15 protein-coding genes are annotated in these 17,880 nt (G+C 66.0%); 6 read left to right on the forward strand and 9 right to left on the reverse strand.

Going from position 1 to position 17,880, the window contains the following annotated elements; genetic code table 11:
• Window positions 1-18: 18 nt before the first annotated feature.
• The gene (locus tag ABWV23_RS14195) at window positions 19-1,110 is read left to right on the forward strand and encodes a helix-turn-helix transcriptional regulator (RefSeq protein WP_353348863.1); all 1,092 of its coding nucleotides are present in this window, start codon (window positions 19-21) and stop codon (window positions 1,108-1,110) included.
• Window positions 1,111-1,327: 217 nt separating this feature from the next.
• Here ABWV23_RS14195 and ccmE read toward each other — a convergent pair whose 3' ends face one another.
• The 5 genes from ccmE to ABWV23_RS14220 all read right to left on the reverse strand — a co-directional run bounded on the left by ccmE (window position 1,328) and on the right by ABWV23_RS14220 (window position 8,093).
• Entirely contained in the window at window positions 1,328-1,774 is a 447-nt protein-coding gene (gene ccmE / locus ABWV23_RS14200) for a cytochrome c maturation protein CcmE (RefSeq protein ID WP_353348865.1), read from the reverse strand.
• Window positions 1,775-1,799: 25 nt separating this feature from the next.
• The gene (gene argC / locus ABWV23_RS14205; protein ID WP_353348867.1) at window positions 1,800-2,828 is read right to left on the reverse strand and encodes an N-acetyl-gamma-glutamyl-phosphate reductase; all 1,029 of its coding nucleotides are present in this window, start codon (window positions 2,826-2,828) and stop codon (window positions 1,800-1,802) included.
• Window positions 2,829-2,897: 69 nt separating this feature from the next.
• A complete protein-coding gene (gene murI, locus ABWV23_RS14210; RefSeq protein WP_353348869.1) occupies window positions 2,898-3,707 on the reverse strand; it encodes a glutamate racemase in 810 nt (269 codons plus the stop codon).
• Window positions 3,708-3,713: 6 nt separating this feature from the next.
• A complete protein-coding gene (locus ABWV23_RS14215) occupies window positions 3,714-4,592 on the reverse strand; it encodes a lysophospholipid acyltransferase family protein (RefSeq protein ID WP_353348871.1) in 879 nt (292 codons plus the stop codon).
• 81 nt (window positions 4,593-4,673) lie between these two features.
• Window positions 4,674-8,093 (reverse strand): indolepyruvate ferredoxin oxidoreductase family protein, encoded by a 3,420-nt coding sequence (locus ABWV23_RS14220; protein WP_353348873.1) that lies wholly within the window; start codon window positions 8,091-8,093, stop codon window positions 4,674-4,676.
• A gap of 178 nt (window positions 8,094-8,271) precedes the next feature.
• On the opposite strand from ABWV23_RS14220, the gene ABWV23_RS14225 reads away from it, so the two are divergent.
• The 4 genes from ABWV23_RS14225 (at window position 8,272) to grxD (ending at window position 12,367) form a co-directional block, all read left to right on the forward strand.
• Window positions 8,272-9,177 carry a LysR family transcriptional regulator gene (locus ABWV23_RS14225; RefSeq protein WP_353348875.1) on the forward strand — a complete coding sequence of 302 codons (906 nt, stop codon included), beginning with the start codon at window positions 8,272-8,274 and terminating at the stop codon, window positions 9,175-9,177.
• 275 nt (window positions 9,178-9,452) lie between these two features.
• Window positions 9,453-11,612, forward strand: coding sequence for a phosphoribosylformylglycinamidine synthase subunit PurL (gene purL, locus ABWV23_RS14230; RefSeq protein WP_353348877.1), 2,160 nt, complete (start codon window positions 9,453-9,455; stop codon window positions 11,610-11,612).
• A gap of 111 nt (window positions 11,613-11,723) precedes the next feature.
• Window positions 11,724-11,966 carry a BolA/IbaG family iron-sulfur metabolism protein gene (locus ABWV23_RS14235; RefSeq protein ID WP_353348879.1) on the forward strand — a complete coding sequence of 81 codons (243 nt, stop codon included), beginning with the start codon at window positions 11,724-11,726 and terminating at the stop codon, window positions 11,964-11,966.
• A 38-nt stretch (window positions 11,967-12,004) separates the two neighbouring features.
• Entirely contained in the window at window positions 12,005-12,367 is a 363-nt protein-coding gene (gene grxD, locus ABWV23_RS14240) for a Grx4 family monothiol glutaredoxin (RefSeq protein WP_353348881.1), read from the forward strand.
• Window positions 12,368-12,451: 84 nt separating this feature from the next.
• Here grxD and ABWV23_RS14245 read toward each other — a convergent pair whose 3' ends face one another.
• Together ABWV23_RS14245 and ABWV23_RS14250 are read right to left on the reverse strand one after the other, a co-directional pair.
• Window positions 12,452-12,868 (reverse strand): cell division protein ZapA, encoded by a 417-nt coding sequence (locus tag ABWV23_RS14245; protein ID WP_353349053.1) that lies wholly within the window; start codon window positions 12,866-12,868, stop codon window positions 12,452-12,454.
• The gene (locus ABWV23_RS14250) at window positions 12,868-13,617 is read right to left on the reverse strand and encodes a hypothetical protein (protein WP_353348883.1); all 750 of its coding nucleotides are present in this window, start codon (window positions 13,615-13,617) and stop codon (window positions 12,868-12,870) included. The genes ABWV23_RS14245 and ABWV23_RS14250 overlap by 1 nt, the downstream gene beginning before the upstream one ends.
• Window positions 13,618-13,874: 257 nt before the next feature.
• Between ABWV23_RS14250 and tkt the strand changes: the two genes are divergently transcribed.
• On the forward strand, window positions 13,875-15,899 hold the full coding sequence (tkt, locus tag ABWV23_RS14255) for a transketolase (protein ID WP_353348885.1): 2,025 nt from the start codon (window positions 13,875-13,877) through the stop codon (window positions 15,897-15,899).
• 99 nt (window positions 15,900-15,998) lie between these two features.
• Here tkt and ABWV23_RS14260 read toward each other — a convergent pair whose 3' ends face one another.
• Together ABWV23_RS14260 and ABWV23_RS14265 are read right to left on the reverse strand one after the other, a co-directional pair.
• The gene (locus ABWV23_RS14260; protein WP_353348887.1) at window positions 15,999-16,598 is read right to left on the reverse strand and encodes an SAM-dependent methyltransferase; all 600 of its coding nucleotides are present in this window, start codon (window positions 16,596-16,598) and stop codon (window positions 15,999-16,001) included.
• Window positions 16,599-16,668: 70 nt separating this feature from the next.
• Entirely contained in the window at window positions 16,669-17,748 is a 1,080-nt protein-coding gene (locus ABWV23_RS14265; RefSeq protein ID WP_353348889.1) for a PA0069 family radical SAM protein, read from the reverse strand.
• Between the last annotated feature and the right edge of the window lie 132 nt (window positions 17,749-17,880).

Below are 17,880 nucleotides of genomic sequence, written 5' to 3' on the forward strand. Positions count from 1 at the left end.
GGCGGAACGCAAGAAAAATTGCTGGAGTCGATTTCGGGGATTTATGCCGCCGCCGCCGGATCTGCCTCATGGGATCAAGCCCTGACCTCGATCGCCGATGTTTGCGAAGTCGAAAATGCCTCGTTGGTCATCAACGACCCCGAACTTCGCCTGACCGAGGTGTTCTCTCCGCGCGTCAACCCGGAAGTGATCGAGACCTATTCCGAGCATTGGTGGTGCAAGGACCCCACCATCCAGGCCACGGCAGGGGCGCCGGTCGGTCAGATCACTTCGCTCGGATCCTATGGCCGCGACCGGTTTCTCAGGTCGGAATTCCACAATGATTTCTGGATTCGGTCCGGTATCGGCACGGAAAGACTGGCGAGCAAACTGGTCGTTCAGGATGGCGCCTTTGCCTCGCTGGTGATCCAGACCGGTTCAAACAATGACGAGATCCACGACACCACGGCCCAGGCCTTTGCCGAGATCGTGCCCCATGCGATCCAGGCCACCGCGATCATGCGTCGGATGCAGGCGCTGAAACTGGCCCGCGAAGCGGCCGAACGGGCCGCGCAACACGGCGCGAGCTTTGCCATTCCTGTCGATGCGCAGGCGCGCCCGGTGGTCGCCGATGACCACACCGAGGCGGCGCTCGGTGCCATTCCGGTGCTTCAACTGCGCAACGGAACCCTGTTTCTGACGGCGCGAAAGGTCAACGACCGGCTGCGCCGCTTGATCTCCGATTGCGCCACACCGGACACCGGGGTGCGCGGCGGCGTGATCCGTCTGGGCACGGATGAGGCCCCGGACAGGTTCTCGATCGAGGTTCTGCCCTGGTCCGAACAGGACACGACGCCGGGCCTGATCCAGCGCCCCGTGGCGCTGCTCTTGATCAGCGACTGGGAGCGGAGGCGGGAAAACCACCGTCGCCGGATCGCGCACCAGTTCGACCTGACCCCGGCCGAGGCCCGGCTCGCCATCGAATTGCTGGCCGGCGGCGGGCGCGGCGAAGTTGCCGCCCGGCTGGGCATCAGCGACTCGACGGCCCGTTCGCACCTGACGCGGATTTTCGACAAGACCGGAACCCGCCGGCAATCGGAACTGGTCGCCCTCATGCTCGGCCACAGGTGAGGCCCCTCTTTGCCTGGCGTGGCCTCCGCTCGATGTCCTTGGGATGCGTACTTCGCTCCGTGCTCAGCGCGTTGACTGCCAACTTGATGCTGGTTCGATGCGCCCATCGCACAAACGTACCAGGCAGATGCCGCCCCCCTCCGGACCACGGCATCCCGGGATCGGCATCATCGGAACCACGCCCCTCGGGGGCGTTCCCGCGCGTCTCGGAACCGGATCAGCTTTCGCCCGGCTCCACGTAGACGCCCTGTTCCTTCAGCGCATCCACGACCTCTTTCGGCATGTAGGTCTCGTCGTGTTTGGCAAGGATTTCCGTGGCCTCGAACACGCCGTTCACGTAGCGTCCGGTGCCGACCATGCCCTGGTTCTCGTCAAAGAGATCGGGCAGCACCCCGGTAAAGACCACCGGGATCGTCGCCCCGCCATCGGTGACCGAGAACCGCACGGTTTCGCCCTGCCCGCGCACCAGCGTGCCCTCCTCGACCAGCCCGCCGATACGGAACACCTCGCTTGGTGACGGCGGTTCGGCCACGATCTGGCTGGGGGCGCGAAAGAAGTTGATGCCGTCACGCATCCCGTAGCCAATCAGCACGGTCGAGGCCACAAGGGCAACGACAGCCAGCAAGATGACCTGAATACGACGCGTTTTCTTCAGACTTTTCATCGCCACCTCACCCTGGCACCTGCCCTTACGGGAACAGCGGGGCCATGGTCAGCCCCTCCTCCTCGTTCTCACCTAACATCAGGTTGGCGTTTTGCAACGCCTGACCGCTGCTACCTTTTGTCAGGTTATCCAGCGCGGCAAAAACGATGGCGCGGCCCTCGATCCGGTCGGCGGCCACCCCGACGTGGCAATAGTTCGACCCGCGCACATGGTGCGTGCTGGGCGCCTGACCAAAGGGAAGCACCTGCAGGAACGGTTCATCGGCATAGGCCGCCGCCAGCGTGTCATGGATCGCCTGCGCGTCCCCCTTGACGTAAACGGTGGCCAGGATGCCCCGGTTCGCCGGGATCAGATGCGGTGTGAACTGCACCTTGACGGGGCGCCCGGCGATTTTCGAGAACTCCTGGTCGAACTCGCCCAAGTGCCGGTGGGTGCCACCGACGGCATAGGCATTGTAGCCCTCGCTCAGCTCCGCGTGCAGCAGGTTTTCCTTGAGCGACCGCCCCGCCCCGGACACCGCGCATTTCAGATCGAGGATGATCTCGTCGAGGTCGATCACCCCGGCGCTGATCAGCGGCCGCAGCGCGAACTGCCCGGTGGCCGCGTTGCAGCCGGTCCCGGCCACCAGCCGCGCACTGCGGATTTCCTCGCGGTAGAACTCGGTCAGCCCGTAAACCGCCTCACCCTGCTGCGCCAAAGCGGCATGTTTGTTGCCATACCATTTCTCGTACTCCGCCGGATCGCGCAGCCGGAAATCGGCGGACAGGTCCACCACCTTGAGGTCCCCGGGCAGCGCCGCGATCACCTCCTGGCTGGTCTTGTGCGGCAGGGCGCAGAAACACAGGTCGATCTTGGTGAAATCGATCTCGTCGATCTTGCACAACCGCGGCAGGTCCATGTGGCGCAGGTGCGGGAACACCTCGGCCATCTCCATGCCGGCCTTGCGCTCGCCCGAGAGGGCGGCGATCTCGATGTTGGGGTGCTGGGCGATCAGGCGGATCAACTCGGCCCCGGTGTATCCGCTGGCCCCCAGGATGGCGATCTTATGGGTCATCTTCGACCTCTTACCTATTGTATTTGCATGAATTTCAAAGCGACAGGCCGACAGGCGACCACAGGCGGTTCACGCCTTGGAAAAGCTGATTTGTCGTCGCAGGAACTGCGTCGCGCGGTCGCTGACCCGGGTCGGATCCCCGGTGGTCAGGAACCCGCCGGCCCCCGCGCCCTGCATGTCCGGATGCCGGGTCAGGTAATGGGCAAGGCTGCCGGCGACCAGGTTGGCCTGGCTGTACACCGCCACCTCTGCGCCCAGCGCCTCCTGGAACACCTGCTGCAACAGCGGGTAATGGGTGCAGCCCAGGATCGCGGCGTCGGGATGCGGCATCTTGCGCCGCAACGCGTCCACATGGCTGCGTACCAGCGCCTCGGCCAGGATCATGTCGCCCTCTTCGATGGCATCCACCACCCCGCCGCAGGCCTGCGCCTCGACGTCCACGCCGATGGCGCGAAAGGCCAGCTCGCGCTGGAACGCGCGGCTTGCCACCGTGGCCGGGGTCGCGAACAGCGCCACGGTCTTCACCGCCACCTCGCGCGGGGGCGAATTGTCGCCCCACTGCCGTTCGGTCAGCGCCTCGATCAACGGCACGAAGACCCCCAGCACCCGCTTGCCCTCGGGCACGCCGGCCTCCTGCATCCGGCGCAGCGCGGCGGCGCTGGCGGTGTTGCAGGCCAGGATCACCAGGTCACAGCCCCGGCTCCAAAGGTCCTCGACCGCCCGCTTGGTGAGTTGATGGATGTCCTCGGCATCACGCACGCCGTAAGGGGCGTTGGCGCTGTCGGCATAATACAGGAACTCCACCTCCGGCAGGCGGTTCTGCACGGCGTCAAGGACGGTCAGCCCGCCCAGCCCGGAATCGAAAATACCTACTGCCATGGTCCGTCAGGCGCGATGCCGTTCCTCGAATTCAAAGCCGTAATCGTATGATTTCAGCGGTTGCGGTGACAGCTCATACGTCGCTTTGCGCAGGAAATCCATCATCTTGCGCGAATCCTTTGCCATCGGGTCGAGAATGTCGCGCCCGATCGGCTCGCCGACCACCACGCGCACCGGCGTATCCACCCGCTTGCGGAACTCCTTGATCAGCAGCCCCATCCGCAGCGTGCTGTGCAGGTGGCTGGCAATCTGGAACAGCCGGCTGGTCTGCCCGTCGAAATAGATCGGCACCACCGTGGCCCGCGACTTGCCCACCATGCGCGCGGTAAACCCGCGCCAGCCCGGGTCCATCGGGTGCGAGAACGGCGTCGCCCCCGTGCTCACCGTGCCGCCCGGGAAAATGCCGACCGCCCCGCCCGCGCTTAGATAGTTCAGCGCGGTCTTTCGCGTCTCCAGGTTCAGGCGCACCGCCTCCTTGGTCTCGTCGAAACTGATCGGAAGGATGGCCTGTTCGATATCCTCCGCCTTGCGGAACACCCGGTGGGCGAGAATGCGGAAATCGCCGCGGACCTCGCTCAACACATGGCCCATCATCAACCCGTCGAGGATGCCATACGGGTGGTTGGCGATCACGATCAGCGGCCCGTCGCGCGGGATGTTCTCCAGCGCGCCGCCGACCACGTCGAGGGTCAGGCCGTAACGCTCCACCATCACCGACCAGAAATCGCGCCCGGCGGCGACTTCGTCCGCATAGCCGTCGGCGCGCCGGATGAGGCGCAGCCGCCCTGTCGTGTTCTCCATCAGGCGAATCACGGCCCGCCCGCCCCTGGTCGAGGCGGAATGGGCATAGGTGAGATCGCGGGCGATGTGGCGGCGCGACGGCATTCGGCAGCTCCGGCAGAATCGGCGGCGCGGGCCGCCAAGGATACGTGGGTTCATAAACCCTATGATCCTTCTGTGAAGTTTTTATTCCGCCGCGGCCTTCATGTTCGGCCCGCCTTGGCGAAAGGCCGCCAAAAGCTCTTCCCGCCGCTTGGCCGCCTTCGCCTCACTCGCCAGTTTCACCGGACCAAAGCCGCGGATCTCCAGCGGCAGCTTGGCCAGCGCAAGGACGATGTCACGGGTCTCGGGCGTGACCTTGGGCAGAACCTCTTTCATGTCCTTCTCGTACTGCCGGATCAGGGCGCGCTCCATCTTGCGCTCGGCCGAATAGCCAAAGACATCGAAAGGCGTGCCGCGCAACCGCTTCAGCCGCGCCAGGATCTTCAGCGGCCCCAGCATCCATTCACCGAATTCGCGCTTCTTCGGGCGTCCGTCCGGCCCCTTGCCGCCCAGGATCGGCGGCGCCAGGTGGAACGTCATCTTCAGATCGCCGTCGAATGCCTCGCCCGCTTTTTCGCGGCTGGTCAGCAACAGCCGGGCCACCTCGTATTCGTCCTTGTAGGACAAGAGCTTGTGATACCCCTTGGCGACCGCCTCCTTCAGCTCGCGATCCTCGATGCCTTCCAGCATCTTGCCATACCGCTTGGCCAGCCGCTTGCCCTGATAGGCCAGCAGGTGCTCGGCGCGATAGGCGATCTTCTCGTCCAGCGACTTGGGCAGCTCGACCACGTTGGGCGTCAGCAGCTTCTGCGCCTCACCCGGATGCAGCACCGCCCAGCGCCCGATATCAAAGGCCCGCAGGTTCTGGCTCACCGCCGCGCCGTTCAACTCGATCGCCTGGGTGATCGCCTCATGGCTGACCGGGATCAGCCCGCGCTGCCAGGCGCCGCCGAACACCATCATGTTGGAATAGATCGAATCGCCCATCGTGACCCGCGCCAGCTCCGAGGCATCGAACAGCGACAGGTTCTCCTTGAGCCGCGCCTCCAGCGCCAGCGACAGCCGGTCGGTGGGAATGGTGAACTCGGTATTGCGGGTGAAATCGCCGGTGATGATCTCGTGGCTGTTGACCACCGCACCACTGCGCCCGGTCGTCATCAAACCCAGGGTCTTGGCCCCGGCGCTGACCACGAGGTCGCCGCCGATCAGCGCATCGGCCTCGCCGGTGGCCACGCGGATCGCGCTGATGTCCTCGGGCTTTTCGGCGATGCGACAATGGATGTGCACCGCGCCGCCCTTTTGCGCCAGCCCGGCCATCTCCATCATGCCGGCGCCCTTGCCGTCGATCTGCGCCGCCTGCGCCAGAACCGCGCCGATGGTCACCACCCCGGTGCCCCCGACGCCGGTGATCACCACGTTATGGGTGCCGTCGATCTGCGGCAGCTCGGGCAGCGGCAGATGCGGCAGGTCCAGCTCGGCGGTCGCCTCCTTGCGGATCTTGGCGCCCTGCACAGTCACGAAGGACGGGCAGAACCCCTTGACGCAGGAGAAATCCTTGTTGCACGACGACTGGTCGATCGCCCGCTTGCGGCCCAGCTCGGTCTCTTTCGGCACGATCGAGACACAGTTGGACTGCACGCCGCAATCGCCGCAGCCTTCGCAGACGTCGGTATTGATGAACACCCGCTTGTCCGGGTCGGGAAAGGTGCCCCGCTTGCGCCGGCGGCGTTTCTCGGCGGCGCAGGTCTGGATATAGACGATGGCCGAGACACCCTCCTTCTGGCGGAAATCCTTCTGCACATTCATCAGCTCGGCGCGCTCATGGGTCGGCACCCCGGCCGGCATCGCCTTGAAATCCACGTCTTCCTTCTCGTCGTAGACCACGGCGAGGTGCTTGACCCCCATCGCCTTGAGCTCGTTGACGATGCGCGGCGCGGTCAGGCCGCCCTCGTTGTCCTGACCGCCGGTCATCGCCACGGCGTCATTGAACAGGATCTTGTAGGTGATGTTGGTGCCCGCCGCCAAGGCGGCCCGGATCGCCTGCACGCCGGAATGGTTATAGGTACCGTCGCCAAGGTTCTGGAACACATGCGGCGTCTTGGAGAACGGCGCCTCGCCGATCCAGTTGGCCCCCTCGCCGCCCATGTGGGTGAATCCCAGCGTGTCGCGGTCCATCCATTGCACCATGAAGTGACAGCCGATCCCGGCATAGGCGCGCGAGCCGTCCGGGAGCTTGGTTCCGGTGTTGTGCGGACAGCCGGAACAGAAATAGGGCAGACGGCTGGCGATCTCCTCGGCGTTGTCGTTGCGCCGCGCGTCGTCCAGCGCCTGCATGCCGGCGCGGATGCCATCGGTCTCGCGCCCCTCCTCGATCAGGATGCCGCCCAGTTTCTCGGCGATCATGATCGGGTCCAGCGCGCCCCGGGTCGGGAACAGCTCTTCGCGGTGGATGCCACCGGCGCCGCCCTTGTACCAGCCATAGACGCGGCGACCACGACGGTCGTCGAAGATCGCCTCCTTGATCTGCACCTCGATCAGCTTGCGCTTTTCCTCGACCACCACGATCAGGTCCAGCCCCTCGGCCCAGGATTGGAACCCCTTCATGTCGAGCGGAAAGGTCTGCCCGATCTTGTAGGTGGTGATCCCCAGCCGCTCGGCCTCACCCTCGTTGATGTTCAGCAGGGTCAACGCGTGCTGCAGGTCGAGCCAGTTCTTGCCTGCCGCGACAAGCCCGATCTTGGCCCCCGGCTTGCCCCAGACCCGCTTGTCGATCTTGTTGGCATGGGCAAAGGCCTCGGCGGCGAAACGCTTGTGATCAATGATCCGCGCCTCCTGCGGCACGCGATCATCGACCAGCCGGATGTTGAGCCCGCCCTCGGGCATGTCAAAGGGCGGCATCACCAGTTGCACCCGGTTCGGATCGCCATCGACGACCGAAGTCACCTCGATGGTGTCCTTCATCGTCTTCAGCCCGACCCACAGGCCCGAGAACCGCGACAGCGCAAAGCCGTAGATGCCGTAATCGAGGATCTCCTGCACGCCGGCCGGGCTCACGATCGGCATGTAGGCATCCATCAGCGCCCATTCCGACTGGTGCAGCACGGTGGACGACTCACCCGTATGGTCGTCGCCCATCGCCATCACCACCCCGCCCAGCGCGCTGGTGCCGGCCATGTTGGCGTGCCGGATCACGTCGCCGGAGCGGTCCACCCCCGGCCCCTTGCCGTACCACAGGCCAAAGACGCCGTCGAACTTGCCCTCGCCGCGCAACTCGGCCTGCTGACTGCCCCAAAGGGCGGTCGCCGCCAGGTCCTCGTTCAACCCGTACTGAAAGGTGACATCGCTTTCGGCCAGCGGTTTCGCCGCCCGCGACATCTGCAGATCCACCGCCCCGAGGGGAGAGCCCCGATACCCCGTCACCAGTCCGGCGGTGTTGTGCCCGGCGGCCCGGTCGCGGGCCTTCTGCATCAGCATGAGCCGGACCAGCGCCTGCGTCCCGTTCAGCAGGACCGGGCTTTTCTCAAGGTCAAATCGATCGTTGAGCGAGATTTTCTGCGTACTCATTAGGCGCCTCCCCGCGTCTGTACAGATTGCAACTGGTTGCTGCCCTCACAATAGGTCACGATTACTGACCTGAACAGGGTTTTTTTGCTACACTCCGAAACGAAGCTAAATGGAACGTGTCAGTAAACCCTCTAAAGTATGTAGAGCACAGGCCGGCGGACGAAAGTGATTGGTGGATATGGATTGGGACAAGCTTAGGATATTTCACGCCGTGGCCGACGCGGGCAGCCTCACCCACGCGGGCGAGCGACTCAACCTGTCGCAATCCGCGGTGAGCCGGCAGATTCGCGCGCTGGAAGAGGGGCTGAACAGCACCCTGTTCCACCGCCATGCGCGCGGGTTGATCCTGACCGAACAGGGTGAACTGCTTTTCGATGCCACCCGCGCCATGACCAAACGGCTCGATGCCGCCGCCGCGCGCATTCGCGACAGCGAGGAAGAGGTCTTCGGCGTCCTCAAGGTGACCACCACCACCGGCTTCGGCACGCTGTGGCTGGCGCCACGCCTGACCAAGCTCTACGACAAGTATCCCGACCTCAAGATCGACCTGATGCTCGAGGAACGCGTGCTCGACCTGCCGATGCGCGAGGCCGACGTCGCCATCCGCATGAAGGAGCCGAGCCAGGCCGACCTGATCCGCAAACGGCTGATGACCGTGCAGATGCAGCTCTATGCCTCGCAGGATTACCTGCGCCGCCACGGCACCCCCGAGGATATCACCGATTTCGCCGATCATCGGCTGATCTGCCAGAATCCCTCCTCGGCGCAGGTGGCGGCCGGTGCCGGGCTGGTCCAGCAGCTGATGAGCCACAACCCGCATTCGCTGCTGTCGGTGAACAATTATTTCGGGGTGCTCCAAGGGGTCCTGAACGACCTGGGCATCGGTGCCCTGCCCGATTACCTGACCGAGGATTTCCCCCACCTGGTGCGGGTTCTGCCCGAGATCGAATCCGGCGAGGTTCCGGTTTTTCTCGCCTATCCCGAGGAGTTGCGGCATTCCAAGCGCATCACCGCGTTCCGCGACTTCGTCCAGGACGAGATCATTTCACATCGCAAGCAATTGCGCCAATTGGGAAAAATCTGAGCTATGCGCTGATCTCATGCCGGGCATGCCGCACCTGCGGCAACATTGCGCTTGATCGTTCATGGTGTGATCCCTAAATCAGCATTCGAAGGCGATGGTGCTTAGTTGCTCATCATCTTCATACCTCCCTGTTGGACTATGGCCGAGCTTAGTGCTCGGCCTTTTTTTTTGCGCCGGGTCCACAGGTCGCGGCTGCCGTGGGCGCTTGACCCTTTTCCCCAACCGGGCGTTGCCCTATTACGGCGCAAACGACGCCATGCGGAGAAGCCCAAGCGATGCAAGACCCCGAGATCACTCCGGAGCTGATCGAAAGCCACGGCCTGAAACCCGACGAGTACGACCGCATCCTCGAGATCATCGGGCGCGAGCCGACGTTTACCGAACTCGGCATCTTCTCGGCGATGTGGAACGAACACTGTTCCTACAAGTCGTCCAAGAAATGGCTGCGCACCCTGCCCACCGACGGCCCGCAGGTGATCTGCGGCCCGGGCGAGAATGCCGGAATCGTCGACATCGGCGACGGCCAGGCGGTGGTCTTCAAGATGGAGAGCCACAACCACCCCTCCTACATCGAACCCTATCAGGGCGCGGCCACCGGCGTCGGCGGTATCCTGCGCGATGTCTTCACCATGGGCGCGCGCCCGATCGCGGCGATGAACGCGCTCAGCTTCGGCGAGGTCGACCACCCCAGGACCAAGCGCCTGGTGCACGGCGTGGTCGAGGGTGTCGGCGGTTACGGCAACTGTTTCGGTGTGCCCACCGTGGGCGGCGAGGTGCGGTTCCACCCCGCCTATAACGGCAACTGCCTGGTCAACGCCTTTGCCGCCGGCCTGGCCGATACCGACAAGATCTTCTACTCCGCCGCCTCGGGCGTCGGCATGCCCGTGGTCTACCTCGGGGCCAAGACCGGCCGCGACGGCGTCGGCGGCGCGACAATGGCCAGCGCCGAGTTCGACGACACCATCGAGGAAAAGCGCCCCACCGTTCAGGTCGGCGACCCGTTCACCGAGAAACGCCTGATGGAGGCGACGCTGGAGTTGATGCAGACCGGCGCGGTGATCTCGATCCAGGACATGGGCGCGGCCGGCCTGACCTGTTCCGCCGTCGAGATGGGCGACAAGGGCAAACTGGGCGTGCGGCTCGACCTGGAAAAGGTTCCCTGCCGCGAAGAGGGCATGACCGCCTATGAAATGATGCTGTCCGAAAGCCAGGAGCGCATGCTCATGGTGCTGCGCCCGGAAAAAGAGGACGAGGCCCGCGCGGTGTTCGACAAATGGGATCTCGACTTTGCCATCGTCGGCGAGACCATTGCTGAGGATCGCTTCCTCATCATGCACCACAACGAAGCCATGGCCGACCTGCCGCTGTCGAAACTGTCGTCCGAGGCGCCCGAATACGACCGCCCCTGGGTCGAGACACCGGCCGCCGAGCCGCTGGCCGACGTGCCCCAGATCGACCCCATCGACGGGCTGCGCGCGCTGGTCAGCTCGCCCAACTACAGCGCCAAACAATGGGTCTATGAACAATATGACACCATGGTGATGGCCGATACCGCCCGCACGCCGGGCCTCGGGTCCGGCATCGTCCGGGTGCATGGGACCGACAAACTGCTCGCCTTCACCTCGGACGTGACGCCGCGCTACGTGCGCGCCAACCCGGTCGAGGGCGGCAAGCAGGCGGTGGCCGAAGCCTATCGCAACCTCACCGCCGTCGGCGCCACGCCGCTGGCCAGCACCGACAACCTGAACTTCGGCAACCCCGAAAAGCCCGAGATCATGGGCCAGTTCGTCGGCGCCATCAAGGGCATCGGCGCCGCCTGTTCCGCGCTCGACATGCCGATCGTGTCCGGCAACGTCTCGCTCTACAACGAGACCGACGGCGAGGGCATCCTGCCCACCCCCACCATCGGCGCCGTCGGCCTGATCACCGGCGAAGACGAGGTGATCGGCACCACCGTGCGCGAGGGGCACGTCGCCCTGCTGGTCGGTGAAACCATCGGTCACCTGGGCCAATCCGCCCTGCTGGCCGAGGTGTTCAACCGCGAGGACGGCGATGCCCCCGCGGTCGATCTGGACGCCGAGAAGCGCAACGGCGATTTCATCCGCGCCAACCGCGCGCTGATCACCGCTTGCACCGACCTGTCCGACGGCGGCCTCGCGCTGGCCGCGTTCGAGCTGGCCGAGAGCTCCGGCGTCGGCGTGCTGATCGACAGCGATGCCACCGACACCCTGTTCGGCGAGGATCAGGGCCGCTACCTCGTGGCCTGCAACTTCGATCAGGCCGAGGCGCTGATGATCGAGGCCGGCCGTGCCGGGGTGCCGATCTCCTCGGTTGGACGATTCAGCGGCGAAAACGTACGGTTCGGCAGTTCCGAGGCCCCGCTCGAGGAATTGTCGGCGCTGTATCGCGACAGCTTCGAACAGACCTTCGCCTGATCCGGCTAGGGCGCCGCCCCGTGGCGGTGCCTGCCGGAATACCTGCAGCCTGCTTGCACGTTTCGCACGCGCGTCCTACATCTGGACCAAGACCAACAGGAGACGACCCGCATGGCGATTCAATCCCATGAAATCGAAACACTGATCCGCGCGGCCTTTCCCGACGCGAAGATCACCATCACGGACCTGGCCGGCGACGGCAATCACTATGCCGCCGAAGTGATCGACGAAAGCTTTCGCGGTCAGAACCGGGTTCAACAGCAGCGCGCGGTCTATGCCGCGCTCAAGGGCAAGATGGACGGCGCCCAGGGCGAACTGCACGCGCTGGCCCTGACCACCAAGGCCCCCGACTGACGCCCGCACGCGCCCCCCTCCACGGAGACAGAGACACCATGACAGACGCAGCAGACCGCATCCAATCCACCATCACCGAGAACGACGTCGTGCTCTACATGAAGGGCACCAAGGAGATGCCGCAATGCGGGTTCTCCAGCCGTGTCGCCGGCGTGCTGAACTACATGGGCGTGAACTACGCCGATGTGAACGTGCTGTCCGACGACGACATCCGCCAGGGCATCAAGGATTTCTCGGACTGGCCGACCATCCCGCAGCTTTACGTCAAGGGCGAGTTTGTCGGCGGCTGTGACATCATCACCGAGATGACGCTCTCGGGCGAGCTGGACCAGCTCTTCGAGGATAACGGCGTCACCTTCGACAAGGACGCCGCCGACAAGATCCGCGAAGCCAACGGGTAAGCGCGCCGCGCAGGCGCAACCTGACCGGATCGAACACCAAGGGGGCCCGCAGGCCCCCTTTTTCGTGCCCGCCACGCGGTCGGTTCAATCGCCGGTCTTGTCCTCGGCCTCGCCGGCCTTCTCCTCGACCTCGGCCGCCAGCGCCTCGGCCCGCGCCGCCAGTTCCGCCAGGGTCTCGGTCACCGAGGTCGGCACCACCGGCACCTCGATGCGCTCTGCCTCCGGCGCCGGGGCGTCGCGCAGCCGCGTCAATTCGCCCTGGCACTCGGCCAGCTGCGCCTCGACCTCCTTGATCCGGTCCTCGACGGCGGCGGTCTTGTCGGCCAGCATCAGCCCCGCCATCAGCAACATCCGCGCCTCGGGCATCCGCCCGATCTGGTCCGACAGCACCCGCGCCTCGTCGTCCAGCATCTTGGCGGCCGAGTGCAGAAAGCTCTCCTCGCCCTCCTGGCAGGACACTTCGAAGTCGCGCCCGCCGATATGAATGGTCACCTCGGGCATCATTCATCCTCCCCTTCCGGCAGGTTGCGGGCATTGGACAACAGCGGCTCCAGCCGGGCCAGGATCGCACCTGCCTCGGCGGCATCGGTGGCGCGGGTGGCCCGCAACCCCTCCAGCTCGGCCAGCATCGCCTTGTTGATCAGGCTGGGCTCGCCCACCGCCGCCTGGTTGGCCTCGCGCAATGTGGCGTTGACCTCGCGCAATTGCTCGTTGGACTGGCGCAAACGCTGCAGGTCCATGTCGAGCCGCGCCGCCGCCTCGGCCTGTTTGTCCAGTTGCGCCCTGAGCATCTCCATCTCGGCCGCGACCTCGTCGGACGGGTCACGCGCGGCAAGCTCGGCCTTCAGCCGCTCGACCTCCCGGGTCAGCGCATCGGTTTCCGAGGTGTCCGCCAGTCGCGCTTTCAACGCCTCGACCTCTTGGCTCAGCGCGTCGACGGCGCTGGTGTCGGCGAGCCGGGCGGTCAACGTCTCGATCTCGGCGCGCATCTCCTCGACCGCGCCGGCCTCGGCGATCTGCGCCTCCAGCGCCTCGATCTCCTCGGCGTGCTTGGCCTTGGTCCGCTTCAACCGCTCCTCGAACTGGGCGGTGACCAGCCGTTCCTCTTCCAGCGCCGCGACCAGGTCCGCATCGGCCTGCTGCTGCGCCGTCGCCGTGTTCTCGGCGCGGTCGGACAGCGCGCCCAGCCCCGCCTGTATCCGCTCCATCGCGGCCGTGATCCGGCTCTCTAGTTCTTCTACCTGGCTCATGCCCCTTACCTTCTCATGCGGTTGGTCCACCACGTTGCCGGACCCCGGCCCCGGGCGCCTGCGCCATCCCGAATCGCACCGGTTTCCGGTTGTCGGCCAGTCTAGCGAAACCTTCGATAAAATGCCCCCCCTTTGGTTTCAAGCACTTGGGCGCCGGTCCTTATGTGCGTTCAGGGGCCGGACCGCGCCCAAGCTTGATCTTTGCCCCCCGGCTGGTATTGAGCGCCCATCTGCCCGCAACGCCAGAGGAAACACTCGTGGATTTGACCGCCCTGCGCACCGCCCATCCCGATCACTGGAACAAGGCCGCCGCCATCCGTACGCTGACGCTGGACGCGGTCGCCGCCGCGAACTCCGGCCACTCCGGCATGCCGATGGGCATGGCCGACGTCGCCACCGTCCTGTTCGAGAAACACCTGAAGTTCGACGCCGCCGCGCCCGACTGGCCCGACCGCGACCGCTTCATCCTGTCGGCGGGCCACGGCTCGATGCTGCTCTACTCGCTGCTCTATCTCACTGGCTACCCGGAAATGACGCTGGAGCAGATCAAGAATTTCCGCCAGTGGGGCGCGATCACCGCCGGGCACCCCGAATACGGCCACGCGCCGGGGATCGAGACCACCACCGGCCCGCTGGGACAGGGCATCGCCAACGCCGTCGGCTTTGCCATGGCCGAGGAAATCCAGCGCGCCCGCTACGGCAAGAAGGTCGTCGATCACCACACCTACGTGATCGCCGGCGACGGCTGCCTGATGGAGGGCATCAGCCAGGAGGCGATCTCCTTTGCCGGCCGCCAGCGCCTGGGCAAGCTGATCGTGCTGTGGGACAACAACAACATCACCATCGACGGCACCGTCGACATCGCCGACAGCACCGACCAGATGCAGCGCTTCCGCGCCTCGGGCTGGCACGTGCAGGAGATCGACGGCCATGACCCCGAGGCGATCGACGCCGCGCTGGACAAGGCCAAGGCCAGCCGCAAGCCCTCGATGATCGCCTGCAAGACCCATATCGCGCTCGGCTCCTCGGCGCAGGACACCTCCAAGGGGCACGGCGCGCTGACCGACGCCAAGCTGATCGAGGATGCCAAGGCCGCCTATGGCTGGACCGCCGCCCCGTTCAACATCCCCGACACGATCAAGGCGGAATGGGAACAGATCGGCCAGCGCGGCGCGGTCGAACGCGCCAACTGGCAGGTCCGCTTCGAGGGGCTGTCCGAGCGGCGCCAGGCCGAGTTCACCCGCGCCTACGCCCGCGACGTGCCCAAGCGCCTGTCCGGCACCATCCGCGCGCTCAAGAAACAGGCCAGCGAGGCCGGGCACAAGGTGGCCACGCGCAAGAGCTCGGAAATGGTGCTGGAACTGGTCAACCCGATCCTGCCCGAGACCGTGGGCGGCTCGGCCGACCTGACCGGGTCCAACAACACCAAGACCGGCGATCTGGGCGTGTTCCTGCCCGAGAACCGCAAGGGGCGCTACATCCACTGGGGCATCCGCGAACACGGCATGTCCTCGGCGATGAACGGCATGGCGCTGCATGGCGGCATCCGCCCCTATGGCGGCACCTTCATGGCCTTTACCGACTATGCCCGCCCGGCGATGCGGCTGGCGGCGCTGATGCGCATCCCGACCGTCTTCGTCATGACCCATGACAGCATCGGGCTGGGCGAGGATGGCCCGACCCACCAGCCGGTGGAGCACCTGGCGATTTCGCGCGCGACGCCGAACACCTATGTCTTCCGCCCCGCCGACACGGTGGAAACCGCCGAGGCCTGGGAACTCGCCCTGACCTCCAAGGAAACACCCAGCGTGCTGTCGCTGACCCGCCAGGGGCTGCCGACGGTGCGGGTCGAGCACAAGATGAACAACCTCACCGCACAGGGCGCCTATGTTCTGGCCGACGCCGAGGGCAAGCGCGAGGCGATCCTGATCGCCACCGGTTCCGAGGTTTCCATCGCACTGGAGGCGCGCGACCTGCTGCAGGCGGCGGGCATCGGCACCCGCGTCGTCTCGATGCCCTGCATGGAGCTGTTCGCCGAACAGGACGAGGCCTATCGCCGCAAGGTGCTGCCGGCCGGTCCGGTGCGCGTGGGCGTCGAAGCGGCGGTGCGTGCCGGCGGCTGGGACCGCTGGCTGCTGGGTGAGCGCGGCCGCGAGGCCAAGGCTGATTTCGTCGGCATGGACAGCTTCGGCGCCTCGGCCCCGGCCGAGGTACTCTACGAAAAGTTCGGCATCACCGCACAGGCCGTGGCGGACAAGGCCAAGGCGCTGCTGGGCAAGTAGGCCAGCACGATCAAGGACAGGGAAAGGGGCGCTTCGGCGTCCCTTTTCGTTTCCGCCTTTGGCTAGGTGTTGCCCGGCCCAAGGCCGGGCCGCGCCACCTCACCCCGCCTTGCGCGCCACCAGGTCGACCAGCGCCGAGCGGCCGGAGTGTCCCTCGCCCTCGTCGATCTCGGCGTCGTAATCACGCAACCGCAGGATCTCCCACCCCGCGAAGGCCGCGCGCAACAACTCCTCGGTGTACATGTTCGCGGCACAGGGCGGCCCGCCGGTGCCATATTCCACCTGCCGCGGCGCATAGCCGTGCAACAGCAAAAACCCTCCCGGCGCCACCGCCTGCGCCATCCAGCCGAACAGCCGGTCGCGCAACGCGGGCGGGGCGAACTGGATGAACACGCCCACCACCGCGTCATGGGTCCGCGACCAGTCCCAGTCCTCGATTCCCGACTGCCGAAAATCCACCGAAACGCCCCGCTCCGCCGCCAGCGCACGGGCCTTGTCCAGCGCCACGCCCGAGGCATCAAAGGCCGTCACCCGGTGCCCCAGACCGGCCAGGTAGGACGAGTTGCGCCCCTCTCCATCCGCGACGCAGAGCACGCGCGAGCCGGGCGCCAACACCCCGGCCTGCGCCCGCAGGAACGCCGCCGGCTCGGTCCCGAACAGATATCCCGACCGCGCGAACCGTTGATCCCAATCGGCCATCCCTGCCCTCCCTTGCCGGTCCCGTTGCACCGTTTGTGGCCCTGCCGCCGCGCCGGATCAAGCCGTCGGTTCAGAACAGCGACAATTGATCCCCCGGCTGCGGTGGCACCGCGAACAAGTCACAGCGCAGCGCCGGTACCGCCCCGTCCAACCCGAACCGTCGCGCCGCCGCCTTGAACCGCTGCCCGATCATCGCCGCGTATTCCCCCTCGCCGCGCATCCGGTGGCCCCAGCGCGGATCGTAATCGCGCCCGCCGTGCATCTCGCGCAGCCGGGCCATCACCTTGTCCGCTCGCCCCGGTTCATGCTCGGCCAGCCACTCCTGCCACAGCGGCGACACCTCGCGCGGCAGCCGCAGCATGATCCAGCTCGCCGCGTCGGCACCCGCCGCGCGACCGGCCTCCAACAGCGCCTCGATCTCGTGGTCGGTCAGCCCCGGCACGATGGGCGAGGCCATCAGCCGCACCGGCACCCCCGCCGCCGTCAGCCTGCGGATGCTCTCCATCCGCCGAGCCGGGGTCGGCGCGCGCGGCTCCATCCGGCGCGACAACCCGGCGTCCAGCGTCGTGACCGAGATCCCCACCCGCACCAGCCCCTTCGCCGCCATCGGCGCGAGGATGTCCAGATCGCGCTCGATCAACGTGCCCTTGGTGACGATGGCAACCGGGTGGTTGAACGCCGCCAACACCTCCAGCACCGCGCGGGCAATGCCGCGATCCCGCTCCAGCGGCTGGTAGGGGTCGGTATTGGTGCCGATGGCGATCGGCGCCACCTTGTAGCGTTTCGCGCTCAGCTCGCGCGCCAATACCTCGGGCAGGCCGGGACGCGCCAACAGCCGGGTCTCGAAGTCCAGCCCCGGCGACAGCCCCAGGTAGGCATGGCTGGGCCGCGCAAAGCAATAGGAACAGCCATGCTCGCAGCCGCGATAAGGGTTCACCGAGCGGTCGAACGGCAAATCCGGCGAGCGATTGTAGGTGATCGCACTGCGCACCACCTCGTCGCGCACCTCGGTGCGGATCGGCGGCAGCGGCTCGGGGTCGGACCAGCCGTCATGCGCATCGCTGCGCGCCAGGTCGAACCGTCCGGCCCGGTTGCTGGCCGTGCCGCGCGCCCGGCGCCGGGCCGGATCAATGGGAATCTCGCAACTCATGGGCAAATCATGGAACAAAACACGAACACATGCAATCACCCCATGATCTTCCTGCGAAATGCTCATTATCAATTCCGCATTTTCCCCCCTATGGTCGGTTGCAGCGCCGCGGGTGTCGCAAATGTCGAAGAG

Origin of the sequence: Aquicoccus sp. SU-CL01552, assembly GCF_040365005.1 — a bacterium.
Classification (GTDB): Bacteria; Pseudomonadota; Alphaproteobacteria; order Rhodobacterales; family Rhodobacteraceae; genus Antarcticimicrobium.